The 24,562-nt window shown below is 73.1% G+C and carries 17 protein-coding genes; 10 read left to right on the top strand and 7 right to left on the bottom strand.

Going from position 1 to position 24,562, the window contains the following annotated elements:
• Positions 1-11: 11 nt before the first annotated feature.
• The 3 genes from AC07EJ_RS03920 to AC07EJ_RS03910 are packed head-to-tail and all read left to right on the top strand — an operon-like array spanning position 12 to position 1,790.
• Entirely contained in the window at positions 12-941 is a 930-nt protein-coding gene (locus AC07EJ_RS03920; RefSeq protein WP_389476361.1) for a DMT family transporter, read from the top strand.
• A complete protein-coding gene (locus AC07EJ_RS03915; RefSeq protein WP_389476204.1) occupies positions 928-1,158 on the top strand; it encodes a Trm112 family protein in 231 nt (76 codons plus the stop codon). The genes AC07EJ_RS03920 and AC07EJ_RS03915 overlap by 14 nt, the downstream gene beginning before the upstream one ends.
• Positions 1,159-1,181: 23 nt before the next feature.
• On the top strand, positions 1,182-1,790 hold the full coding sequence (locus tag AC07EJ_RS03910) for a hypothetical protein (RefSeq protein ID WP_393582732.1): 609 nt from the start codon (positions 1,182-1,184) through the stop codon (positions 1,788-1,790).
• 35 nt (positions 1,791-1,825) lie between these two features.
• Here AC07EJ_RS03910 and AC07EJ_RS03905 read toward each other — a convergent pair whose 3' ends face one another.
• Positions 1,826-2,542 (bottom strand): FadR/GntR family transcriptional regulator, encoded by a 717-nt coding sequence (locus tag AC07EJ_RS03905; RefSeq protein ID WP_389476208.1) that lies wholly within the window; start codon positions 2,540-2,542, stop codon positions 1,826-1,828.
• 175 nt (positions 2,543-2,717) lie between these two features.
• On the opposite strand from AC07EJ_RS03905, the gene AC07EJ_RS03900 reads away from it, so the two are divergent.
• Both AC07EJ_RS03900 and AC07EJ_RS03895 read left to right on the top strand, forming a co-directional pair.
• Positions 2,718-4,166 (top strand): acyl-CoA synthetase, encoded by a 1,449-nt coding sequence (locus tag AC07EJ_RS03900; RefSeq protein WP_478883922.1) that lies wholly within the window; start codon positions 2,718-2,720, stop codon positions 4,164-4,166.
• Positions 4,159-5,511, top strand: coding sequence for a carboxyl transferase domain-containing protein (locus tag AC07EJ_RS03895; RefSeq protein ID WP_389476212.1), 1,353 nt, complete (start codon positions 4,159-4,161; stop codon positions 5,509-5,511). Before AC07EJ_RS03900 ends, AC07EJ_RS03895 begins: the two co-directional genes overlap by 8 nt.
• 378 nt (positions 5,512-5,889) lie before the next feature.
• Here AC07EJ_RS03895 and AC07EJ_RS03890 read toward each other — a convergent pair whose 3' ends face one another.
• Both AC07EJ_RS03890 and AC07EJ_RS03885 read right to left on the bottom strand, forming a co-directional pair.
• The gene (locus AC07EJ_RS03890; RefSeq protein ID WP_478883684.1) at positions 5,890-6,762 is read right to left on the bottom strand and encodes an LLM class flavin-dependent oxidoreductase; all 873 of its coding nucleotides are present in this window, start codon (positions 6,760-6,762) and stop codon (positions 5,890-5,892) included.
• Positions 6,763-7,162: 400 nt separating this feature from the next.
• Positions 7,163-10,837: a S8 family serine peptidase gene (locus AC07EJ_RS03885; protein WP_478883683.1), complete on the bottom strand. Its 3,675-nt coding sequence runs from the start codon at positions 10,835-10,837 to the stop codon at positions 7,163-7,165.
• Positions 10,838-11,094: 257 nt separating this feature from the next.
• On the opposite strand from AC07EJ_RS03885, the gene AC07EJ_RS03880 reads away from it, so the two are divergent.
• From AC07EJ_RS03880 to AC07EJ_RS03865, 4 genes are all read left to right on the top strand, one after another.
• Positions 11,095-11,439, top strand: a complete 345-nt coding sequence (locus AC07EJ_RS03880; RefSeq protein WP_389476220.1) for a CU044_2847 family protein — start codon at positions 11,095-11,097, stop codon at positions 11,437-11,439.
• Positions 11,436-13,145, top strand: coding sequence for a VMAP-C domain-containing protein (locus AC07EJ_RS03875; RefSeq protein ID WP_389476222.1), 1,710 nt, complete (start codon positions 11,436-11,438; stop codon positions 13,143-13,145). Before AC07EJ_RS03880 ends, AC07EJ_RS03875 begins: the two co-directional genes overlap by 4 nt.
• Positions 13,146-13,206: 61 nt before the next feature.
• Positions 13,207-14,226, top strand: coding sequence for an AAA family ATPase (locus AC07EJ_RS03870; protein ID WP_389476224.1), 1,020 nt, complete (start codon positions 13,207-13,209; stop codon positions 14,224-14,226).
• The gene (locus tag AC07EJ_RS03865) at positions 14,216-18,784 is read left to right on the top strand and encodes an SAV_2336 N-terminal domain-related protein (RefSeq protein ID WP_478883682.1); all 4,569 of its coding nucleotides are present in this window, start codon (positions 14,216-14,218) and stop codon (positions 18,782-18,784) included. The genes AC07EJ_RS03870 and AC07EJ_RS03865 overlap by 11 nt, the downstream gene beginning before the upstream one ends.
• A 6-nt stretch (positions 18,785-18,790) precedes the next feature.
• On the opposite strand, the gene AC07EJ_RS03860 is transcribed toward AC07EJ_RS03865, so the two are convergent.
• From AC07EJ_RS03860 to AC07EJ_RS03845, 4 genes are all read right to left on the bottom strand, one after another.
• The gene (locus AC07EJ_RS03860) at positions 18,791-19,444 is read right to left on the bottom strand and encodes a hypothetical protein (protein ID WP_478883681.1); all 654 of its coding nucleotides are present in this window, start codon (positions 19,442-19,444) and stop codon (positions 18,791-18,793) included.
• Positions 19,437-20,954, bottom strand: coding sequence for a hypothetical protein (locus tag AC07EJ_RS03855; RefSeq protein ID WP_478883680.1), 1,518 nt, complete (start codon positions 20,952-20,954; stop codon positions 19,437-19,439). Before AC07EJ_RS03855 ends, AC07EJ_RS03860 begins: the two co-directional genes overlap by 8 nt.
• Positions 20,955-20,966: 12 nt before the next feature.
• Positions 20,967-21,428: a hypothetical protein gene (locus AC07EJ_RS03850; RefSeq protein WP_393582801.1), complete on the bottom strand. Its 462-nt coding sequence runs from the start codon at positions 21,426-21,428 to the stop codon at positions 20,967-20,969.
• A gap of 142 nt (positions 21,429-21,570) precedes the next feature.
• Positions 21,571-22,848 (bottom strand): MFS transporter, encoded by a 1,278-nt coding sequence (locus AC07EJ_RS03845; protein ID WP_389476363.1) that lies wholly within the window; start codon positions 22,846-22,848, stop codon positions 21,571-21,573.
• Between the two features lie 206 nt (positions 22,849-23,054).
• Between AC07EJ_RS03845 and mreB the strand changes: the two genes are divergently transcribed.
• Entirely contained in the window at positions 23,055-24,092 is a 1,038-nt protein-coding gene (mreB, locus tag AC07EJ_RS03840) for a rod shape-determining protein (RefSeq protein ID WP_389476234.1), read from the top strand.
• The last annotated feature ends 470 nt before the right edge of the window (positions 24,093-24,562 follow it).

The raw sequence follows: 24,562 nt of genomic DNA, 5'->3' as shown, positions 1-24,562 counted from the left end.
CGATGCCCGCGATGTGGTGGGGGGTCGGCGCGGCGCTCCTCGCGAACGTCCTCTACAGCACCGGGTTCGTCCTGGAGAAGCGGGCGCTCGCCGCGCTGCCGCAGATCAGCGTGCGCCGCCCGGCCCACCTGGTGCGCCTCGTCGCCGGCAGCCCCCTCTGGCTGGGCGGCTCCCTGGCCCTGGCCGCCGGGTTCGGCGCACAGCTCGCCGTCTACAGAACTCTTCCCATCGCCGCCGCGCAGGCCATCTTCGTCTCCGGCCTCGTCCTCCTGCTGCTCCTGTCCTCGACGCTCCTCGGCGAGCGGACGACAGGGCGGGAGCGGTACGCGATCGGGGCGATCCTCGCCGCGCTCCTCATGGTCGTACTGTCCCTGCGCCAAGGCAGCGACACGGTCAGCAAGGGCGCTCCCGCCGCGCTGATCCTCGGGGTGTGCGTGCCGACGCTCGCGGCGGGGCTGCTCCTGTACGGCCTCGCCGAGCGCAGGACGCGCCGCCGGCACCGCCTCCCGACGACCGGCGTCGAGTACGGGGTCGCGGTGGGCCTGCTCTACGGCGTGAGTTCGCTGGCCATCAAGGGGGTGGCCGGATACCTGACCACGGACCGGCTCGGCGCCGCCGCGCTGCACCTGCTGACCTCGCCCTACCCTTATCTCCTGCTGTGCACGGGCGGGTTCGGGCTCGTCATGTCGCAGGCGGCGCTCCAGCGGTGCCGTGCCTCACTGATAGTGCCGGTGTGCTCGACGGTGACGTGCCTGTTCACGGCCGTGCTCGGCACGCTCGCGTTCGGCGAGTCTCTGCCGCGCGAGCCGGTGGCGCTCGCGCTGCGCCTGACCGGCACGCTCCTAGCCGTCTCCGTACTCCTCCTCATGCCGAAGCACGACGACCAGCCGCCCCAACCACCCTCACCTGCCAAGGAGTTGGCCGACCGTGAAGCCCGATGACCCGCTGCTGAGGATCCTGGCCTGCCCGCTGGACAAGGGCCCGCTGCACCTCCTCCCGCCCGGGGACGACGCCCTCCTGTCGGGCGAGGCCCTCTACAACCCCCGGCTGCGGCGCCGCTACCCGATCGTCGACGGCATCCCCCAGCTCCTGCCCTCGTCGGGCGAGCAGGTCCCGGAGGACGAGCACGAGCGGCTGCTCGATCGGATGTCGCCCTGACGGCGCGGCCGCCGTGCGCGACCATGGACCGTATGTCAGCGCGACGCACGCCCGCCCCCACCGGCGAGCCCTTCACGGTCACCGACTTCCAGCTGGTCCTGCTGCGCCGCATGGCGGACCACAACCCGGACCTGGTGGAGGACGCCCGCCGGGAGCTCGGCGCGTCGGTGGCGCAGATGCGGGAGGCGAACCGCCGCTACCAGGCCAGGCGACATGTGCGAGGACCGCTCGCCACACGGTCCCTGTACCGCTCGCTCCTCGGCGCCCCCGAGCACACGGTCACCCGGCACATCGGGGACCTGACCTGCGAGGCCCTGCAATGGCGGGTGCCGCTCTGGCCCGGTCTGCTCTTCGAGGCGCTGGCCGGCCCGAACGGCGCGGTGTGGAACGAGTGGCTGGTCCGGGCCCCCGGCGCGCCCGCCCCCACGCTCCGCACCCTCGACGACCTCGTCCCCTGGTCCTGCACCGTGGACGAGGTGTCCGAGGCGTTCGCACCGGCCCGCCCGCTGGAGGGCTCGGCGCCCACGCGCTGGGGTCTCGCCTTCACGGCGCCGGACACGGAGGGGACGCCCCGAGAGGTCAAGGCGGAGTTCACCTACGGACTGCTCCAGCGCTGGACACTCACCGGCTGACGCCGACAGGGCAACAACCCCCTTGCGGGGACCGGTTACTCGCTCTCGCTCTCGTCCGGGTCCCAGTCCAGGAGCCGTACCTTCGCCACGGTCCTCACGTGGCGGCGCATCGCCGCCGCGGCCTGCGCCGGGTGGCCCGTCTCGATCGCTTCGAGGATCGCCCGGTGCTGGGCGAGGGAGCGCGCGGGGCGGCGCGGCTGGCGCAGGGACTCGGTGCGGGACTCGGTGACCTGGTCGGCGATGGACCGCATGAACTCGGCGAGGAGAGCGCTGTGGGCGGCCGCGGTGACGGCCGCGTGGAAGAGCCGGTCGCCCTCGACGCCGTGGCCGCCCTGCTCGATGTCGGCCGCCATGCGGTCGAGCGCCGTGTGCAGTGCGGCGAGGTCCTCGTCGGTACGGCGTTCGGCGGCCAGCTCGGCGAGCTTCGTCTCCAGGGCCTCGCGCGCCTCCAGGACGTCGGGCAGCCGGCGTCTGCGCTCCACCATGCGCTCGACGGGCTCCGCGTCGAGGCTGTCGCGCATGAGGTACGTGCCGCCGCCGTGCCGGGCCTCCACCAGGCCCTGGACCTCCAGGACGGTGATGGCCTGCTTCACGGAGGCGCGGCTCACGCCGAGGCGGGCGGCCAGGTCGCGCTCGGGCGGGAGGCGGTCACCGGCGTGCAGGCCGCCCTCGGCGACGTAGGCGCGCAGCCGGTCGAGGACCTGCTCGTACAGGCGCGGCCTGGCCGTCATCGGCCGCAGTGCGTCGGTCATGGGGCCTTCCTCCCTGGGGTTCCGCAGCGTAACAGCGAGCCCGACAAATGGCCCAGTGGCTGAACCAATCTTCCGGCGCATCCTTGACGTAGGGGTGACGCCACCCCCACATTGGTTCAGCCACTTGGCCACTGCCGTCTACGTCGTCACCGTCAAGCCGCTAGGAGCGCCACCCGTGTCCTTGCTCTTCCCCGCCCTGGCCCACGACCCCGACCGCCCCGCCCTGCGCTTCGGCGACCGCTCCCTCACCTACGGGGAGCTGGCCTCGGCGGCCGGAGCACTCGCCGCACGCCTCGACGGCGCGAGCCGGGCCGCCGTGTGGGCGACGCCCACCCTGGAGACCGCCGTCGGCGTCGTCGCGGCGCTGCTCGCGGGCGTGCCCGCCGTGCCGCTCAACCCGAAGTCCGGCGGCGGCGAACTGGCGCACATCGTGTCCGACAGCGCCCCGGACGTCGTGCTCGCCGCACCGGGCACCGAACTCCCGGACTCACTCGGTGACTTGACGTTCATCGGCATCGACGTGGCGGCGTCGGGTGCGGCCCGCGAGTGGCCCGAGCCGGAGGCTTCGGCGCCCGCGTTCGTCGTCTACACCTCCGGCACGACGGGCCCGCCCAAGGGCGCTGTCCTGCCGCGCCGCGCGGTCACCTCGACCCTCGACGCGCTCCAGGACGCCTGGGAGTGGACCGGCGACGACGTCCTGGTGCACGGCCTGCCGCTGTTCCACGTGCACGGCCTGATCCTGGGGATCCTCGGCCCGCTGCGCCGCGGCGGATCCGTGCGCCACCTGGGCCGGTTCAGCACGGAGGGGGTGGCACGCGAGCTCGGCAGCGGGGCGACCATGCTGTTCGGGGTGCCGACGATGTACCACCGCATCGCCGAGGCTCTGCCCGCCGAGCCGGAGCTGGTGAAGGCCCTGTCGGGGGCGCGGCTCCTGGTGTCCGGTTCCGCGGCGCTGCCCGTGCACGACCACGAGCGGATCGCCGCCGCGACGGGCCGCCGCGTCATCGAGCGGTACGGGATGACGGAGACCCTGATGAACACGAGCGTGCGCGCGGACGGCGAGGCGCGGGCGGGCACGGTCGGCGTGCCGCTGCCGGGCGTCTCGGTGCGGCTCGTGGAGGACGACGGCGTCACGGAGATCCCGGCCGGCGACCCGGAGGCGGTCGGCGAGATCCAGGTCAGGGGCCCCAACCTCTTCACCGAGTACCTCAACCGGCCCGACGCGACGGCCGGCGCGTTCGCCGAGGGCGGCTGGTTCCGCACCGGCGACATGGCGGTCCGCGACCCGGACGGCTATGTCCGCATCGTGGGCCGCAAGGCCACCGACCTCATCAAGAGCGGCGGCTACAAGATCGGCGCGGGCGAGATCGAGAACGCGCTCCTGGAGCACCCCGGGGTGAGCGAGGCCGCCGTCACCGGCGAGCCCGACGACGACCTCGGCGAGCGCATCGTGGCCTGGATCGTCCCGGCCGACGCCGAACAGCCCCCGGCCGCCGACGAGCTGGCCTCCCATGTCGCCGACCGCCTCGCCCCGCACAAGCGCCCGCGCGTCGTGCGCTACCTGGAGTCGCTGCCCCGCAACGACATGGGCAAGATCATGAAGCGGGCGCTCCCCCGTGGGTGACACCGTGCGGCTCTCCGCCCGCGAGGTGCTCGCCGCCGTCACCGACCCCGGCACCTTCACCGAACTGCCCGCCCCCGACGGCACGTACGCGCCCGACGGGCCGCTCTCCTGGGAGGGCTACGACGCGGCGCGGGCTCGCGCCACCGCCCGCACCGGCGAGGCCGAGTCCGTGGTGTGCGGGACGGCATCGGTCGGCGGGACCCGGGCCGTACTGGTCTCCTTCGAGTTCGGCTTCCTCGGCGGCTCACTCGGCGAGCGCACCGGCGACCGGATAGAGGCGGCGTACACCTTCGCCCGCGCGCACCGGCTCCCCGTCGTGCCGCTGGTCGCGACGGGCGGCAGCCGGATGCAGGAGGGCATGCGGGCACTGGCCCAACTCCAGCGCGTGGCAAGGCAGTCGGTGCTCACGCGGGAAGCCGGCCTTGCGCAGGTGGCGGTCCTGCGCGACCCGACGACCGGCGGCGGCTGGGCGACGCTCGGCGCGGGCGCCGACGTGATCCTGGCGCTCGACTCGGCACAGGTGGGCTTCGCGGGCTCGCGGGTCAGGCCGGCGGACGCGGACCCTGCGGCGTACTCGGCGCGTGGCCAGTTCGCGGCCGGCGCGGTCGACGCGGTGGTGCGCCCGGACGATCTGGCGGTGACCCTCGCCGGATGGCTGCGCCTGCTCACCCGCCCGTCCGAAGCCCCCGCCCCGGTCCCGTACGCGCTCGGCCGCGGCGACCTGCCCGCCACGGGCCGCGACGCGGTACGCCACGCACGTGCGCCCGAACGGCCGCGCGCCGACGCCTACTTGGACGCCTACTTCGCGTCCCGGGTCACCGTCAGCGGTGACCGCTGCGGCGGTACCGACGACGGTGTGCTGTGCGGTTTCGGGGAGAGCGCCCGGGACGGCAGGACGGTCGCGTACGCCGCGCAGCTCGGCACGGCGACGCGCCCGGCCGGTTACCGGACGGCGGCGCGCCTGGTGCGGCTCGCCGGCCGGCTCGGCGTGCCGGTGCTGACACTGGTGGACACGCCGGGCGCGGCCAACGACGCCCAGGCGGAGCGGTCCGGGGCGGGCGCCGCCATCGCGGACCTGTTCACGGCGCTCGCCGCGGCGCCGGTCCCGGTCACCACGCTGGTCGTGGGCGAGGGCGGCTCGGGCGGCGCGCTCGCCCTGGCCGCGCCGGAGAACACGTGGGCGACGCCGGACAGCTACTTCTCCGTGATCGCACCCGAACTCGCCGCCGCGATCCTCAAGCGCGACCCGGACGAGACGGACGCGACAGCAGATCAGCTCCATCTCAGGCCGCAGGACCTGGTGGAGCTGGGTGTGGTGCGCGGCATCGCGGGGACGGCGCCGTGAGTGACTCCGCACGGCACGACGGAGCATCGCGAGGTGTCGCAAATACGAACAGGGGAGCAGTTGTTCCCTGGAACAGGTGATCGTGCCGCCAGGAATTGCATGAGGCGTCGGTGACCAACGATGCTTACGGAGCGCAAGCAACGGGCTGCAGACCGTAATTGCGAACCCGGCCCATGTCCCATACGTGGCCGGGGAGTTGGTCCCACACATGCAACACCGCTAGGAGAAGCGCCACCATGAACCTGCTCACCGACATCCTCGCCGGCCTCGTCCACTTCGTCGGCTGGCTCGTCTGACACCAGCCCGCGGAGGTCACGCGGAGTCAACACGGCGGCGCCGTCTCCCCCGGTCCCACGGGGGAGGCGGCGCCTTCGCACGTCACGCTCCGCAGACCGCGGCCGCGTCCGTGAGGGCACGCAGCCGCGGAAGGATCTCGCCGGCGACGCGGGCCGGCTCGCCGGGAGACGGACAGCCGTACAGGACGAACTCGTCGATGCCGAGCTGCCGGTAGGCGAAAAGCCGCCGCGCCACCTCGTCGTACGCGCCGACGACCCCGTCGCCCGCCGGCCCGCTCCTGCCGTCGTCCAGGATCCGGTCCGCCGCGTCCCGCGCCTCGGACGCCCCGGCGCGGCCCACCAGACGCAGGCGGAGCCCGTACCGCAGCCTCGGATTCCGGTCCCGCGAGCGAGCGACACGCTCCGCGACGACATCCGGCGACGCGCTACGCATCAGCCGCACATCGGCCCGCCGGGCCGCGATGCCGTCGGCGGCCGGGGACTCGCCCCCGAAGTAGAGCGGCACCGGATGCTCGACGGCCGGATCGCTCAGCTGGGCGCCCTCGACCTGCACGTGCTCCCCCTGGAAGTCGATGCGCCTGCCGTCGAGCAGGTCACGCACGACGGCCATCACCTCGTCGGTGCGCCCGTAGCGCTGGTCATGGGTCAGCCCGGCGCCGTGCGCGCCGACGTCCAGCCTCAGGCGGCCGCCCGCGAACCGGCGGAAGGCGTCGGCCTGTTGGGCGATGACGGTGGGGCCCGCGCCGCCGGTGGGCAGCGCGACGAGGAAGCCGATCCGCTCGGTGCGACGACAGAGCCCGGCCGCGAGCGCCCACGGGTCGGGGCCGCCGGCCGGGGTCGAGAGCGAGTCGAACCCGGCGCGCTCCGCGGCCAGGGCCGTGGGGGCCAGCGAGTCGATGTCGGCCGGCCGCCGGGCGGGCAGGTACCAGTGCAGCAGAGGGTGGTTCTCGGGCATGACGACACCTCGGGAATCGCGCGCGGGAGTGAACGGCGTGGACTACTGCGGGAACGGAAGCGGGGGCCGCGGGGGCGGCTCACGGGACGCGGGACGCGGGCGGGCCGGGCGAGGGGACGCCTCCCCGGCGCGCTTCAGAAAAGGGCGTCGGTGCCGGAAGCAGCCCGACAGAGCATCGTCGACACACGCAGAAGATCCACGTGGCGGCGCGAGACGAGCACGCGCGAGACGAGTACCGGAGCCATGCAGGCATCCTGTCCGCGGCCACAGCGCCCCACAAGTGCGTTCCCGCATGGCGGACAGATGCGTATCACTGGATGGACGCCGCGGGCATACGCGAAGGCCCGGCGCGGCATGCTGCCGCACCGGGCCTTCGCTCAGAACACCCTGACAAGGAGGGCTACTTGACCCCCACCGCCCGGATGATCTCCTGAGTGACCTTGCCGCCGCGGTCGTCGCTCGCCGAGGCGCGCAGCGACACGTACTCCGCGTCGCCCGGCACCTTCAGCGTGCCCTTCCAGGACGCGCCGTGCCCGTCGAGCGCGACCTTCGTCCAGGTCTTCCCGTCGTCGTACGAGACCTCCAGGCTGCCGCCGCCGATCTTCCCGGTGTCCGGGGCGCCCTTGACGTACTCGGAGCTGATCCCGACGGAGACCCGGTGTCCGCCGCGCACGTTGCCCGCGAGGTCGGTGTCGACGTCGAAGCCGAGGTTGAGCAGCGGCAGGAACGTGTAGCGGTCGGACGGTGTCTCGGCGGACTTGAACGTCCACTCCGAGTGGCCCTTCGTGGACAGCTTCCAGCGCCCGGGGTCGAGCGTCGTGTCCGTGACGACCTTGTACGTGTGCTCGGCCGGGTCGGCGTCCCACACGTACACGCCGGAGCTCTGCTTCTTGTCCGCCAGCACCCCGTCGACGTACACCGAGGAGAACTGCGTCTGGGTGCTGTCGCTCCACACGTCACCGAAGCCGGTGTGGTCGGGACCGGAGTCGCCCCAGCCCGGCACGTTGAACTGGAGGTCGTTGCCGGCGCGCTGCTGGCCCCAGCCGAGACCGGTGCCGAGCCACGGGTGCCAGACCGGCTTGAACCAGTCGAGCTCGGAGTGCTTGCCGCCCTTGTACGTGATGAGGCCGCTGCGCTGCTCCAGGTCGGTCGGGCCCGTCTGGACGGACTCGTGCCACTTCTGGCCGGTGCCGGTGGAGACGTAGTCGGTGCGCTCGGCCGGGTAGTCGATCTTCTCCAGGAAGCCGAGGCCGATGGGGAAGGTGTCGGTGATGGAGTAGCGGAACTCGCCGCCCGCCTGGGGCTTCACGGCGTGGAACTTGGCGTCCAGGACGGCCAGTTCGGACTTGCCGGGCCGGTAGGTCAGATCGCCGCCCGGGACGGCTCCCTTGTGCTCGTCGGTGAGGTCGTACACCCAGGGCGTGTTGCGGGTGCCGGTCGTCGTGACGCTGCGGCCGGCCTTCGCGGCCGCGGCGAGCTTCGCGCCGTCCGCGGCGTCGACCGTGGCGATCTGCAGCGGCCGGTCGGTGTCGTCGTCCGTGCCGAACCAGGCGTTGAGCCGGCCCGCCGCGCCGTCGGTGACGAACAGCGACTTGGCGCCCGCGTCCTGCGCGGCCTGGGCGAGCTCGGCCGGGGTGAGCGCGTCGGTGCGGCGCACGAGGACGGCCTTGCCGCGCACGTTCTTGCCGGCGTAGTCGGCGGGTGCGCCGGCGCCCGCGTCCACGACAGCGAGCTTGCTGCGGCCCTCGGTCAAGGTGCCACCGCCCTGGACGACGGCCTCACGGAGCCCGTCCACCTGGAGCGTGGGCTTTCCGAGGCGCCACACCGTGCGGTACTCGAAGGACCCGTCGGTGACCTTGTGGGTGGGTGCCGCGAAGATGCTGTCGTACTTGATGGGCAGCTGGACCGCGGTCATGTAGTCGGCGCCGCCCGCCTTGCGGTCGGCCTCCATGACGAGCTGGCGGGTCTGGGCGGTCCGGCCGACGTCGGCCCTGACCTCCTTCAACTGCCGTCCGTCGAGGGTTATCTCGCGGTCCCGGTCGAGGTTGACCGCGGGGTCGGCGAGGTAGCCGAGCCCGAGGGAGTCCTTGCCGTGGCTGCCGTGCACGTCGAGGAACGTGTCCACGTAGTAGTTGCCCGGCTTCAGGCGCAGCTGGATCGTGCCGGAGTCACCGACGGACGCGGGGAACGGGTCGGTGTTCTTCACGAGCTGCTGCACGCCGAGATACGCGGCCGTCGCGGCGCCGTCCCGGTCCTTCACATGGACGGTGAGCGTGTACCGCTCCTCCTCCTTGACCAGGCCGAACGCGGTGTGCGCGACGGGCTTCCCGGCCACGGACGCGACGATCCGCCCGCTGGTGTTCCCGACGGCGGCCTTGGCTCCGTCGCCGGTCACGGTCGTGGAGGCGGTGCCGTGGGCGGGCACGGTCAGCTTGCTGTCGGCGAGCGAGACGACGCCGTCGGACGCGCCCTCCGCGGCCAGCGTCAACTCCACGGCGCTGCCGGAGGAGTTGCTGTAGGTGACCGTCTTCGTGACCGGCTTGTTGCTGTCGTACGGCCACTTGTAGTAGCCGAGGTCGGCGCTGCCCGTCGCGGTGATGTCCGCGGTCACGGCGTCGGGCACGCTGACGCGCCCCGAGCCCAGGTCGTAGGCGGAGTCGGCGAGCTCCTTGGACGTCGACATCAGCCCGTCCTTGAGCTGTGCGCCCGTCCAGTCGGGGTGCTTCTCGGCGAGCAGGGCCGCGACGCCGGCGACGTGCGGCGTCGCCATCGACGTACCGCTCATGGTGGTGTACGGGCCGCTGCCGGAGACCAGCGAGGAGCGGGCGGCGAGGATGTCGACGCCGGGCGCGGACAGGTCGGGCTTGAGCCCGTTGTCCCCGAAGCGGGGGCCCTTGCTGGTGAAGTAGGCGGCCTCGTCGGAGGAGTCGACGGCGCCGATGGTGAGGGCGGAGTCGGCGGCGCCGGGTGAGCCGATGGAGCCGGGGGCGCCGGCGTTGCCCGCCGCGATGACGAAGAGGGCGCCGGTCTCCTTGGACAGCGAGTTCACGGCGGCGGCCATCGGGTCGGTGCCGTCGCTCGCCTCGGACGAACCGAGGCTCATCGAGACGACCTTGGCGTGGATGTCCTTGGCGGCCCACTCCATACCGGCGATGATCTGCGACTCGCTGCCGGAGCCCTCGTTGCTGAGGACCTTGCCGACGGCGAGGGTCGCGCCGGGGGCGACGCCCTGCTCCTTGCCGTCGGAGGCCGCGCCGCTGCCGCCCACGGTCGAGGTCACGTGGGTGCCGTGGCCGTTGCGGTCAGCGACCTCCTGGCCCTCGATGAAGGACTTGGACTCGGTGACGCGGGACGCCAGGTCGGGGTGCGTGGCGTCGTAACCGGTGTCGAGGACGGCGACCTTGACGCCCTTGCCGGTGAGTCCGGCCTCCCAGGCCTTCGGGGTGCCGATCTGCTCGTTGCTCTCGGCCATGTCGGCCTTGACGCGGCCGTCGAGCCAGATCTTGCCGATGCCGTCGGCGAAGTCCTTGCCCTCGGGCGCGGTCACGGCGTTCCAGAACGTGCGGCCCTTGCCGGCGTCCACGGCGGCGCCGCCGATGCTGGCGAGAGCGCGGGTCCGGTCGGCGCCCTTCGGGGTGCGCGCGGCGGACCGGGCACTCTTGCCCGCGTACGACACGATGAGCGGGGTCGCGTCGGCCTTGCTGTCGGAGAGGCCCTGACGTATCAGCTCGCTGACGTCGAAGAGCCGCGCGTCCAGCGTTCCGGCCGCGAGGTAGGGGCGCGCCTCGTCCGGTACGACGGTGATCTTCCCGTCGTTCACCTGGGTCCTGACGGCGCCGGTCGCGCCCTTCGCGCGGTCGACGGTGACGGCCTTCTTGTCGCCGCCGAGGTCGGTGACGGTCACCTTGTCGCCGGTCACCAGGGTCACGGTGTGGGCGGCGCGGGCGGCGGGCGTGGTGGCGTCGGCCGCCGGGGTGGTGGCGTCACCGGCGACGGCCTGCCCGCCCGGAAGCAGCGCTAGCGCGAGCCCGGCCGACAACAGGGCCGCGCCCCGTCTCGCTGGTCCTCTGGTCATCGTTGCCTCTCTTCGTAAGCCTCGGGCAGGGGGTGTGACCCGAGCGCTGCGAAGAGTGTGAAGTGCCCACTGTTACGGCGACATTGACGGAACCTGGCGGAAAGCTGCCCTGGCGCCTTCCCGCCAGGAACCGACCCGGAGCCGATCCGGACGCGATCCGGTCGTGGCATCCGGGTGGAGCTGACAGCCTCAACGCCCCTCGTCCACAATGGCGTTAGGCATGTGCCTTACGTTTCGACCGGTTTCACGGGGGCGGTATGGACGGTTTGGTGGAGTACGAGACCGAGGACGGCGCGCCCGTCGTCTTCGAGGCGTCCGACGAGACGGGGACCGGGGTGCGGCTCGTCTCGCGCGGGGGCCTGCCCACGGCGCAGGCGGTCGGCACGTTCGAGTCGGCGCTCGACGGGGCGCGCTCGGCGGCCGAGTCGGCGCTGCGGGTCTTTCGCGAGGGCCCGCTCAAGCCGGACGGCGTGGAGATCGAGTTCGGCGTGAAGATGTCCGCCGAGGCGGGCGCGGTCATCGCCAAGGGCACGGCCGAGGGCCATCTGGTGGTGAAGCTCAGCTGGTCGGCGGCGGACCGTACGGCCACGGACGGCGCGTGAACAGCGCGCGATGGCACGCCAGGATCGAGTGCGGGCGGCAGATCGGGGCGGGCTTCCTGGTGACCGGCCGCAAGGTCGTGACCTGCGCCCATGTGATCGCGGACAGCGGCGCCGCGCCCGTCACGGTCACGTTCCCGCACCAGGCGGGCGCGGCCGCGGTGCCGGCGCGGGTCGTGTCGCACGCCGGCTGGGGCGGCCGCCCCACCGACCCCGGCGACCTCGCCGTCCTCGAACTCGACGAGGACGCGCCGGTGGCCCCGGCCGCCTTCGCCCCGGCGGACGCCGCGTTCGGCGAGCCGCCGCGCAAGCTCGTCGCGTACGGCTTCCCGCGCGGCTACGACGAGGGGACGCTCGCCGAATACCGCGCCACCGCAGCCCAGTTGATCGGCGGCGAGTGGATCCAGCTGGAGGCGTGGAACGGGCACGGCCAGCCGCTGGAGGCCGGTTTCAGCGGCGCCGCGGTCGCGCTCGCCGGCACCGGCGAGGTCGTCGGCATGGTCACGGCCACCGGCGGGCGCGGTGTGCGCAACGGCCGGATGCTGCCCACCGACGTCATGGCCCGCTACTGGCCCGAGCTCGGCGGGCGGCTGCCCGCCCCGGCCCACGAGGACGCGGACCGGGACCGGCTGCGCGTCCTCGTCGAGAAGGCGGCGCGCGCGGGCCTCGACTGCTCCCCCGAGCGCCTCTACCTCGACGCGGCGGGCCCGTTCGGCCCGCCCGTGCCGCCCGGGGGCTTCCACTCCCTGTGGGCCGCCGCCTGGTACGTCCTGTGCGAGCTCGACGACCCGGAGTCGGTGACCCGCTTCGCGGACCGGCTCGACGCCCTCCTCGACGCGCCGCGGACCGGTGCCGCCGCACGCCACGCCCCGCCCGACTGGTCGCCGATCCTCGTCGAGATCGACCGCAGCGGGGCGGGCGGCGACCAGGTGGTGGTCGAGGTGTCGGCGTACAGCGCGGGCCGCCGCCACCCGGTGGACTCGCGCACCGTGGCGCAGGGCGAGCTGCGCCCGTACGTCCGCGAGCGCATCGACGAGGCCTTCGCCCATCTCGCGCCGGGCACCGACGAGTTGATCGCGTTCGCGCTGCCCCGCGAGTGGCTGAACTGGCCCGTCGACCAGTGGGAGAGCGGCCCCGACGACCCCACGCCGCTCGGCTGCTCGTACCCGCTCGTCGTCACCGACCACGCGCGGCGCAGGGGCGGCCTGCGGCACCGGCTCACCCGCCGCTGGCAGGGGATCGACGCGGGTGCGAACGCGCTGGTGCACCGCGTCGAGTGCGGCAGCGGCGAGGAACCGAGAAAGCTGCGGCTGCGGCTGCGCGAGGCCGATGTCGCGGGGTTCGCGGCGCCGCCCGCGGCCGGACACTCCCGCCCCCACTTCGACACCGCGCTGACCAAGCCGGTGCCGGTCCTGCTGTGGCCGCGCTCGGGGTGCGCCGGCGAGCACGCGGTGGACGGCGAGCAAGCTCTTCAGGGGGCGGGCGAGGGCTGCGCGGGCTCGGCGTTCCTCGACGCGATCGGACCGTACGTCTGCGGCGTGACGCCCGCCGAACTGCCGCGCCACATCCTCTCGTTGCGCGAGAGTGCCGACGCGGCGGACGACCCGGACGGACACTGGGCGAGGGACGTCCAGCTCCTGTGGGACGACCCGCGCTGCTTCCCCGACCCGCACACCACGACCGCCCACCTGCGCTCACCCGTCGCCTGACCGCCACCCGAAGACCCACCACCCACCCACCGCCACGCCGCCCGTTACGGAGATCCGGATCATGCCCCTGTGGCCCGTCTACACCGGTACGACCGAGCCGCACGACGGCATCGACCAGCTCCCCGCTCCCCCGCCGTGGCGTGCCTTCGACGGCGGGCCCGCACTGCCCGCGCCCTCCGAAAGCGACGACACGGCGGCGGTCTCCCCGGACCGCGTGCACCGCGCCCACACCTACCGGGCCACCCCCGAGAGCGTCCAACTCGTCAACGCCGCCCTCTACTTGCGCCGCCCCCTCCTCGTCACGGGCCCGCCCGGCACCGGCAAGTCGTCCCTCGCCTACGCGGTCGCCCACGAGCTGCGCCTCGGCCCGGTCCTGCGCTGGAACATCACGAGCCGCAGCACACTCGCCGACGGCCTCTACCAGTACGACCCGCTGTCACGCCTCTACGCGGCCCGGGGCGCCGACCAGCCTCTGACGGGCGGCGACACCGGGGTCGAGGACCATCTGCGCCTCGGCCCCCTCGGCACGGCGCTCCTCCCCTGCACCCGCCCCCGCACGCTGCTCATCGACGAGATCGACAAGAGCGACCTGGACCTGCCCAACGACCTCCTCAACATCCTGGAGGAGGGCCAGTACGAGATCCCGGAGCTGGCCCGCGCCGCGCGGCACGTGCCGGACGGCCGCGCGCAGGTGATGGCGCACGGCACGGACGCGCGGGTCCCGGTCGTGCGCGGCCTGGTCCGCTGCCGCGCGTTCCCGTTCGTCGTCCTGACCAGCAACGGCGAGCGCGAGTTCCCGCCGGCGTTCCTGCGCCGCTGCGTCACGCTGCGCCTGCGCCGCCCCGACGAGACCCACCTGGCTGAGATCGTCCGTGCCCACCTCGGGGAGCCGGACGAGCACGTCCGGCCCCTGATCGCCCGCTTCCTGGCCCGCGCGGGCAGCGGCGAACTGGCCACGGACCAGCTCCTCAACGCGATCTACCTGACGGGCGCGGCGGGCCTGGACGAGAACTCCCGGGACGAGCTGGCGGAGCGCCTGATGCCGTATCTGAGCCGGGCGGCCGACCCCGATGCGCACTGAACTCGCCCAGCTCGCCGACCTCGCGGCCGCTCTGACGGCGGCGTCGGGCGGCACGGCACCGACTCCGGTGGAACTTGCGGAGCTGCTGTGGCTGGCGGGGCGGCTGGAGGACGCCGACCGTCACCGCGAGCCGGAGGCCGGCGCCCCGCCCACCAGCGCTCCCCCGGCTCCCCCGGCTCCCGCCCCAGGAGCAGCACCGGCCCCACACGCCCAGCCCCCCAGACCCGGCCCGCCCCCGAAGGCACCCACCCCCAAGCCTCCCCCACCCCGAAATCCCGACCGGGTGCCCCTGTACATGGACCGGGCGGAGGACCTCGGCGCGGACACCCCTGCCTCCCTGCTCGCCCCGGCACCGCCCATGCTGCGCCACCCGCTCCCTCTCCAGCGGGCCCTGCGCCCCCTGAAGCGCAGCGTCCCGTCGCTCACGGGCGGCCGGGTCCTGGACGAGCGGGCCACCGCCGACCGCATCGCCCGCCTGGGCGCGCACCCTTCGTCCTGGGTGCCCGTCCTGCGCCCCGCTCCCGAACGGTGGCTGCGGCTGATCCTGCTCCACGACACCGGCCCCACGATGCCCGTCTGGCGGCCGCTGGTCCGCGAACTGCACGCCGCGCTCGCCCAGTCGGGCATCTTCCGCACGGTCACCGCGCACCGCGTCACGCCCGACGGCCGGGTCGAGCATCTGGCCGTACCGCACGACGGCCGCACGGTCGCTCTCCTGCTGAGCGACTGCACGGGCCCGCAGTGGCGGCAGGGCGAGGCGGGCCGGCGCTGGCTCCGCACGCTCCACACCCTCGCCTCGCGCATGCCCCTCGCCGTGATCCAGCCGCTGCCCGAGCACCTCTGGCACACCACAGCACTCCCGGCCCGACCGGGCCGCCTCACCGCGCCGTACGCCGCGGCCCCGCTCTCCTCACTCGGCTTCGCCCCGTACGACGGCGGCGACGCCGGCCCGCCCCCGCATCCCGACGCGGTCCCCCTGCCGGTCCTCGAACCCGCCCCGGCCTGGCTGGCGAACTGGTCCCGTCTGACCGCGACCGCGGGCGGCGTCCAGGTCCCGGGCGCGGCGGCCTGGCTGCCCCCGTCACCGGTCACGGAAGAGCCCCGCGAGGACGTCGCGTCGCTCAGCCCCGAGGACCTCGTCCTGCGGTTTCGCGCGACGGCGTCCCCGCAGGCCTTCCGCCTGGCGGGCCACCTGGCGGTCGGGGTCCCGCACCTGCCCGTGATGCGCCTGGTCCACGCGGCACTGGAACCCGAACCGCGCCCGCAGCACCTGGCCGAGGTGATCCTCAGCGGCATGCTGGCCACGACCGAGGGGCCCCCGGGCTCGTACGTGTTCCGGGACGGCGTACGGGACCTGCTGCTGCGCTCCCTGCCGCGCACGGCCCGCGGGCGTACGTCCGAACTCCTGGGCCGGGTGGGCGCGTTGATCGACGAGCGGGCCGGGGTGGCGGCCGGGGAGTTCCGGGCGGCGACGCGGGGGGCGGACGGGGAGGAGTTCGCGACGGTCGGCCGGGAGACCGTCCGGCGCATGTCCGGCCGCGAGCGGGCACTGGGCGACCGGTACCGGCTGGTGCGCAGGCTGCTGCCGAACGGGACCGTGTGGGAGGCGCGCGACCTGGACCTGGGGCGCACCGTGGCGGTCAAGCTGCACGGGCCACGCAACGAGGAGCCGTTCCTGCGGGCGGCGCGCATCCTCTCGCGCATAGACCATCCGAACGTGGTGGAGGTGCACGACTACGGGGTCGATGACGGTGTCCCGTACGTGGTGATGGAGCTGCTGGACGGCGTCGCGCTCAACACACTGGCCGCCCCCAACGGCTACCGACTGCCGCCGGCGCTCACCGCGTCGGTCACCCGCCAGCTCGCGGCAGGACTCGGCGCGGTCCACAGCGTGGGAATCACACACGGCGGCATCGGCATGACCCGCACGGCCCTGCTGCCCGACGGGACCGTCAAGCTCACGCTCTTCGATCCGGGGGCAACCGGCGGAACGACCGGGGGCGTGGCAGACCTACGGCAACTCGGGCGCATGCTGGGGATGCTGATCCCGGCAGACGGACAGGGACCTCTCGCGGAGTACGGCGCCGCCGCAGCCGGTCTCGCCCAGGGCGACCCGGCCGCGCTCAGCCGCGCTGCGGGGCTGCCCGCCCCGTCCGTCCCGAAGGGGCACTTCGGCCTCCTCGGCCCCCTCACCCCGGGCTCCGTCCCCCTCGACGGCCCCGCCCGTGCGATGTTCTGCATGCTGCTCCTCAAGCCGGGCCGCCCGGTCACGCACGCCGAACTCATCGAGGGCATCTGGTCCGCCGCCGAACGCCCGGACCGCCCCGAGGCCGAACTCGGCCGGTGCGCCGCCCGGATCCGCGACGCCCTTCCCGGCATCCTCGCCACCCTCCCGGACGGCTACGCGCTGCACACCAGCACCCACCACGTGGATGTGGTGGAGTTCCAGGCCCTGGTCAGGGCGACGGATTCGGAACGCACGGACAACAACCCCCAGCACGCCCTCTCCAACATCGACCTCGCGCTCTCCCTCTGGCGCGGCACCCCCCTCGACGGAGTCCCCGGCCCCGCCGCCCAGACGGCCCGCACGCGCCTCACTCAGCTCCACCTCACACTCCTGCGCACCCGCGCCGAACTCGACCTGGACCTCGGCCACTTCGAGCGCGCCGCCGCCGACCTCGCGGTCCTCGTCCACGACCACCCCTCCCGCGAGGACTTCCGCCGCCTCCAGATGATCGCCCTGCGCCAACTGGGCCGTATCGACGTGGCGTTGGAGGCGTTCGAGGAGTACGTGGCGCTCGGCGGCCGTACGGGTCCCGCCCTGGTGGAGCTGTACCGCGACCTGCTGGAGGCACAGGGCGACGCGGGGGCGGCGGCCCGCGCGCATGCGTCGGTCACGTTCCGGTTCGCCGAGGAGCCCGTACATCCGGACGCGCACACCGCGCTCGGCCGGACCGTGGCGCTCCTGATCGGCGAGGCGGGTCTCGGCGCCCGCGAGCACGGCCTGCTGCCGCGCCCGGACGGCCACGAGGTCCTGGTGAAGACGGAACTGGCCGCGCACCAGCTGCTGATGGCGACCCTGGACCACTTGCAGGCCCGCCTGTGGGAGGTGCCGGGCTGCCCGCGTCTGCTCGTGACGTTCTGGCCCACCGCCGGGCCGGACCGGCCGGACGCCGACACCCTGCGCGCCGACCTCGACGCCGCCGACGCGGACGCCGTGATCGCCGTCTCCCCCGCGCTGCGCGCCACGCTCCCCGAGAGCGCGTCCGCCGCCGGTACGGCGGCCGCAACGTACTGGCGCTGGTTCCAGCACCTTCCGCAGACCGTGGTCGAGGAGAGCACGCAGCACCCCGTACGCGGCCCGCTGTCGATGCCCCCGGACGGCGAACCACCGCGCCCCGCCCACGCACACTCCGTCGTCGTGTACCGCCGCCCGGACCGCAGCCTCACCCTCACCCCGCCCGACGCGACCGAACTGACCTGGGAGCACTACGAGGTCGACGTCGCCCAGCGCAGCCTGTTCGTCGACGTGGGCCCCGGCGCGCGGGTCTCCGTCCGCGTCACGGACCCCATGGAGGCCGTGCTCCACGCCGACCTGGACCTGACGGACGAACTGACCGACCGCCTGGACACGGAGCTCCGGCGCCCGGCCACCGCCCTGGACCGGGCGGAACTCGAACGCCGCCTCGCGAGCCGACCCCTTCCCGGCTACGCGGTCCGCTGGCACCTGCTCGACACCGAGCCCCCGCCCGGCCCCCGCGCCCTGAGCTTCACCGAGGCGCTCGACGTCGCGGAGTCCGAGGACGTGCAGGCGCTCGACCTGACCCTCGGCATGCAGACGCGCCGCGCCCCGTCCCTCGCGGACACGCTCGCCACCGCCGAGGCGTTCCTCCTGGGCTTCGACGGCCCGCTCCTCCAGCTCTACGCCGGCACACGGGCGGCCCGGGACGCGGCCAGGGAACTCACCGAGCTGGCCACCGAACTCCGCGACCCGGACGAGGCGTTGTCCGGCGACCCCCTGCTCGCCGTCGCCACGCCCATGGAGGTGGACGTGCACCCCCTGGACGTCCTGCGCACCTTCGCCCGCCACCGGCGCCTCGCCCAGCCCCTGCGGGAACGCCTCGACGCCATCGAACTCCGCGCCCTGCGCACGGCACGGCCCACCCGCGACGCGGACCTCCTGATCCGCACGCTCAACTCCACCGGCCGCCCGGTGTCCGTGGTCAGCGACGTGTCACCGCACGTCGTCTCGGCCCACCTCCAGAACCGTGCCCTCGCCGTCCGCGCGGGTGTCCACGGCCGCTCCGACGACCCCCGCCTCCTCATGCCGAACCCGGACGCCCTGCACCGCGCCCTGCACCAGCCGGGCTCCCCCACCCCGCTCGGCGTCCTCATCGGCTCGTCCCCCGCGGAGCTGACGGCCGCCCGGACGACAGGCCTCCCCTTCATCGGCTACGCCCCGAACCGCCGCACAGCCACCCGCCTGACCGACGCCGGCGCCGGCGCCCGCCACGTCATCCACAACCTGACGGAACTGCTCGACGCCCTGCACGGCTGACGCCCCTCAGGCCCCGGTCGGCGCCACCGGCAAGGGACTGATCCCCGGCTCGAAGTACGACCGCACGTAGATCCGCGTCCGCTCGCCGGAGTACCGGTGCGCATAGAGATCGACACAACGCTTGAGGCCGACGCCGTTGGGATCCTTGGTGTCGCCGGGGCAGAAGCCGCCGATGAGCATGCCCTTGACGATCGACTCCGGCTCCGGAAGCCCCAGGTGCTCGAACTCGCCCGGCCTGCCCTTGGACCCAGGAAGACTCCCGTTCGGAATCCACTCCGAACCCTCCGGGTGGAGCGGTTCCAGATAGGCGTCCGCCTCGGCCCTGGGCAACGTAAAGACGAGAAGCCCGGTATCGAAGCGAGACGTGATCTTGTACCCGGCCCGCCGATCCGTGGCCTGCCCGGGAACCTTGAGCCCCACCTGCTCACTCATCCACCCGGGCGTGATCCCCCCGGCCCACTTCGGCTTCTCGCTCTCACTCTCGGCCAGCATCTTGTCGGCCCCGGGCCCGAGCAGGTAGTAGATCCCACCCCCCAAAGCCCCGAGGACGACCAGCACAAGACCCACCACCCAGGCGACGATCCGCCGCCGACGCCGCTGAGCCGCCGCGCCACCGCCGGGATCGCCCGCGGGCCCCGGGAAACCGTAGATGTCACCCACGCTTGGCGGCCCTTTCCGTCGTGTCACTCGTACGGTCCTGCTGCTGCTCGCGCGTCGGGTTCACCCGCTCGTCCGGGCGGTCGTATTCCGGTCCTGGCAGCGGGTCGCCGTTGGGCGCCGATGTTCCCAGGTCGTAGTGCTTGACAGTGCTGCTGCCGCGCATGTCGAACTCCTGCGCAAGGCCCGCCCGGTGCAGTTTGGCCATGTCACCGTCCGGGATGTCCAGCGGGCCGACGTTGACGCCCTTGCCCTGGTCCCAGTTGTACCGGTCCCAGACGTTGGCCTGGTAGTCGAGGGAGACCTTGGGGTTGCCGTCAGCGTCGGGTACCGCGGTCACCACACCCGTCACGTTCGAGTTGGCGCCGCCCACGGCGTAGAACCAGTTGGAGTCACGGTCCTCGGAGAAGTAGAAGCCTTGGTCCGCCTTCGCGTCGACGGGGATCGCCACGGGCTTCCCCCCGTTCTTCCTGAACTCCTCCAGGGCCTGATTGCGCCAGTCGCCCTGCTTCGACCGCACGATCGCGGCGACATACCTCTCGAAATCCGGCACATCCTTCATCATCTTGTCCACCGGCAGCCTCATGTCGCTGCCGCTGTTCCCCAGGTAGTGCGCCATGTGCCGCGACGCGTCGGTCATGCCCTGCCAGTCGGCGCCCTCCACCAGCAGTTCCATCTTCTGCTTGGTGACCCAGTCGCCGAAGCCCGCCGACTGTGACCCGTGGCGACCCGCGCCCCCGTCCGCGGCGACCTGCGGCGCGGTGGGACTCATGATCCCGGCTTCCAGCAGGTCGTCCTTGTGTGCCAGCCAGAGCTTCGCCCGCGCCTCGGGGCTCAGCGACTCCCACAGCCTCCGCAGTTCTGCCCGCTCCTTCGGATTCGCGTCCTCACCGCGCTTGGCGAGCTCCGTGGCGCGCGGCAGCTGCTCCTCGTCCAGTGACGTGTACGTGGCGTGTCCCGCGTTGTACTGGTCGTTTCCGTGGCTCTTGCGTAACGCGCGCTGCGCCGCAGCGTCGACTTCGGCTGCGTGCGTGACGATCCCGGTCAGCGTGTCCGCGTACCACTGAAGGCGGTCCTGGGTGCGCTGGTTGGGGCCCTCGGGGGTGCACATCGCCTCCATGACCTTGACCGTGCCGTTCGGCCCGTCGGCCACGATGAAGGCGGGGTCAGGCGGGTTGTGGGAGGGGTCGCCCTTGCCTGCCGATTCGGTGAGAGTCCTGGCCTGCTGCTGGTAGCGCGTCAGCTCGGCGTGCGCGTCGGTCAGCACACCGGCGATGCTCCGGGCCTCCAGGTGAAGGTCCGTGAACTCCTTGGCCGTCTTGTGTACGAAGTCCTTGGTCACCGTCGCATTGACGCCCTGCCAGTGGGCCGTGTCCGACTTCTTGACCAGGCCGTCGCGGACGTCCGTCATGAGCTTCGACAGTTCGCCGGCCATCGTCGTCCAATCGGACGCCGCGGTGCCGAGCTTCCCGAGGTCCATGCCCATGAGATCCGAGTAGGAGAGGTGCCCCATGAAGACCGCCCCCTACTTGAAGTAGTCGTTGAGCGCGGACACCGGCAGGGGCCCGGTACGGCCTCGGACATCGGCGGCGATCAGAGCATCGTCATTGGCGTGCATCTTCTTGCTGTAGTCCAGGTGGTTCGAAATGTGCCCGCACGCCTGGAGAACGGACTTCACCTGCGAGGTCCACATCTCCACCGTCGTCTCCAGCTCGGAGCCCAGCGTGAAGTGGTGACTCTTCAGCGCGGCGGCCGCGCGCATCGTGGCCCCGGCCCCGTCCTTGTCCGCCCCGACACCCGCGATATCGGCCCTCTTGGCCAGCTCGCCGTGCAGGACGAACGCCTCGTGCCCCACGGCGCCGAGGTCGTCCTGCCGCACCACGAGGTCCCCGTCACCGCCCGCGGTGCCCGCCTCGTTCAGCTGCATCCGAGCGGCCTGCCGCTGAGTAGCGGCGCCCTTGCTCTGCTCCCACTCGTCCCAGGCCATCTGCATCCCCCGTTGCGCCGTCGTTCGTTCCGGGCGCACCGGTCACAGCGCACCCCCGACCTGCGCCAACTTACCAAGCCTTTACCAAGTGCCCTGGCGCATCAAGGGAGTTCGTTACGAACCGGAGACGCCCGCACAGCCCTCACGCCGTAGGCCTCCTGCCGTCGTAGCTCAGGAACTTGCGCCACTTCAGGGCGAGGAGCAGGACCGCCACCACGCACGCCGTGCCGCCGCCCGTGATCGCCACCGTGGGGGACGCGAGGTCGGCGGTCGAGCCCGCGACGAAGTCGCCGAGGCGGGGGCCGCCCGCGACGACCACGATGAAGACGCCCTGGAGGCGGCCCCGCATCTCGTCGGGGGCCGCGACCTGGAGCATCGTGCCGCGGAAGACCATCGAGACCGTGTCCGCGCAGCCGGCGAGCGCGAGGAAGAAGAGGCCGAGCCAGAGATTTCGGGTGAGGCCGAAAACGGCGATCGCGAGGCCCCACCCGCACACGGCGAGGACGATCGCCAGGCCGTGCCGGTGCACCCGGCCGAGCCAGCCCGAGAACACCCCGCCCAGCAGCGCGCCCACCGCGGGAGCGGCGACGAGCAGGCCGGTCGTGCGGGCGTCCCCGCCGTACCAGAGCAGCGCGACGGCCGGGTACAGCGCCCTCGGATACGCGAGGACCATCGCGCACATGTCCGTGAAGAAGGTCATCCGGAGGTTGGGGCGCCCGGCCAGGAACCGCAGGCCGTCCACGACGGAGGCCCGCTTGCGCCGCTCCCCCTGAGGCGCGTCCGGCAGCATCGCCGGCAGCCGCCACATCGCGTACAGCGCCGCCGAGAAGGTGACCGCGTCGATCAGATACGCCGTCTGGTAGCCCCACAGGCCGACCACGACGCCGCCCAGCATGGGGCCGATGAGCGTGCCGGCCGTGGTGGTCATGGAGTTGAGCGCGTTCGCCGCGGGCAGCTGTTCCGGCGGCAGCAGGCGCGGGATCATCGACGTGCGCGCCGGGGAGTTGAGCGCCGCGCACATCGCCTGGAGGGCCACGACCGCGTAGAGCAGCCACACGCGGTGGTAGCCGGCGAGCGCCGCGACGGCCAGTGCCACGGACAGCGCGCACGAACCGGACGCGCTGTACAGACCGAGCTTGCGCCGGTCCATCGTGTCCGCGATGGCACCCCCGTAGAGGCCGAAGACGACCAGCGGCACCAGCGAGAACAGGCCGACCAGGCCCACGGAGAAGCTGGAGTGCGTGATGTCGTACACCTGGAGGGACACCGCGAGCGCGGTCATCGCCTGGCCGGTCCAGGACACCGTGTTGCCGACCCACAGGCGCCGGTAGTCGACGGAGATACGCAGCGGGGTGAGATCGGCGAGAATCCGGCGGCGACCGCCCGGCGCGGGGTCCTTCACCGGTGCGGGAGCGGATATGGCAGGGGTCTCGGAGGCGTCTGCCTGGTCCGGCGAGGACGGGGTGCTGGTCACACGGGATGCTAACAACGCCCGGCAAGACCACCCGTCCGGCGGAACCCCGCCCGGCTCATTCCAGCGCGCGCCCCGCGCCGCCCCGCCGCAGGATTTCAGGAGGGCCGTTATTTGACGACCCGTCACGGTCTGCGCTCTCGGGAGGATCTGCCATGACCGTCAGTCTGGAGCAGTTGCGCCGCTGCCATCTCGCCGTCGACCTGGGGGCCGCGCGGACCCGGGTGTACGTGAAGGGCTCGGGCCTCGTCGTCGACGAGCCGAGCGCCGCCGCCGTCAACACCCGCACCGGCGCCCTGATCGCGGTCGGTGAGCTCGCCGAGAAGATGACGGGCCGCACCCCCGACTACATCCGCGTCATGCGCCCCGTCTCCGGCGGCACTGTCATCGACATCGACATGGCCCAGCGCATGCTGCGCCACCTCATCGGCGAGAAGCTGCGCCGTGCGCTGCGCCGCAAGCCCCGACTGCGCGCCGCCGCCTGCACCCCGCACGACGCCGACCCGCTCGCGCAGCGCGCCACCGTCGAGACCCTGGTCGGACTCGGGGCGCGCCGCGTCGAACTCGTCGACACCCTCATCGCCGCCGCCGTCGGCTGCGACCTGCCCGTGGAGCGCCCCGAAGGCACGATGATCATCGTGTGCGGCGCGGCCACGACGCAGATCGCCGTCCTGTCGCTGGGCTCGATCGTGACCGCCGAGCGCATCCCGGTCGGCGGCGACGCCATCGACCACGCGGTGGTCCAGCACCTGCGCCAGCACCACGAACTGATGCTCCCGTCCCAGTCCGTACGTCCCCTGCAGATCGCCCTCAGCGGCAATGGCCTCACCCCGTACGGCCCGGAGTCGACGGAGATCCACGGCCGGGACGTGGCGACGGGCCTGGCCCGCTCGGTGGTGGTCGACACGGCGGCCGTGCGCCACGCGATCCACACCCCGCTGACCGCCGTCCTCGACGGCATCGGCAAGGTCCTGCGGGACTGCCCGCCCGACCTGGTGGCCGACCTCGCCGACCGCGGCATCATGATGGTCGGCGGCAGCGCGCTGCTGCCCGGCTTCGACCAGATGCTGCGTGACGCCACGGGCGTACCGGTCCATATCGCCGAACGCCCGGACGTGTGCGCGGTCCTCGGTCTCGGAGCGATGCTGGAAGGAAAGATCCAGCCGCTCACCCTCAGCCCGCTGGCCGGCTGAACCGGGCGGCAGGTCCGACGGGGCGCGGGGGCGTCCCTTGATGTCGCGTGCCGCGGGCCTCTGTCACGCCGGCCTGACTGAGGAACTCGACGAGGTCGGCATCACTCCGGGCGATCCCGGCGACGTGCCCCTGGATTGCCACCCGCGGCCCCCACTGGGGGTGGGCGGGTGCACGACTATCGGCGTGGAGTCCATACGGCGAACGGTGCTACGGACCGGCCGATCCCGCGCGCGTGCGCTCCGGTGGGAACGCCGCGCTGTTCGCGTGACCGGACACATCGATCGGATACAGCGCCCGGGACCGCCTCATCACTTGGCGGATCGCCGGGCCGCCGCACCACTCCGTCCGGCCGGGCCGAGCCCGTGTGCGTGACGGATGCAAGGGCGCGCAGGGCACTCTCCGCTCAGCCGATCGGCTGACTGCGGCTGACTCGTCCCCTCGACGCGCGAGTGTGTCCGGCCCCGTACGA

The organism is Streptomyces sp. NPDC045026 (genome assembly GCF_056432625.1).
Note: the sequence above shows the minus strand (reverse complement) of the source record. Positions and strands in the feature narration are given on the sequence as shown.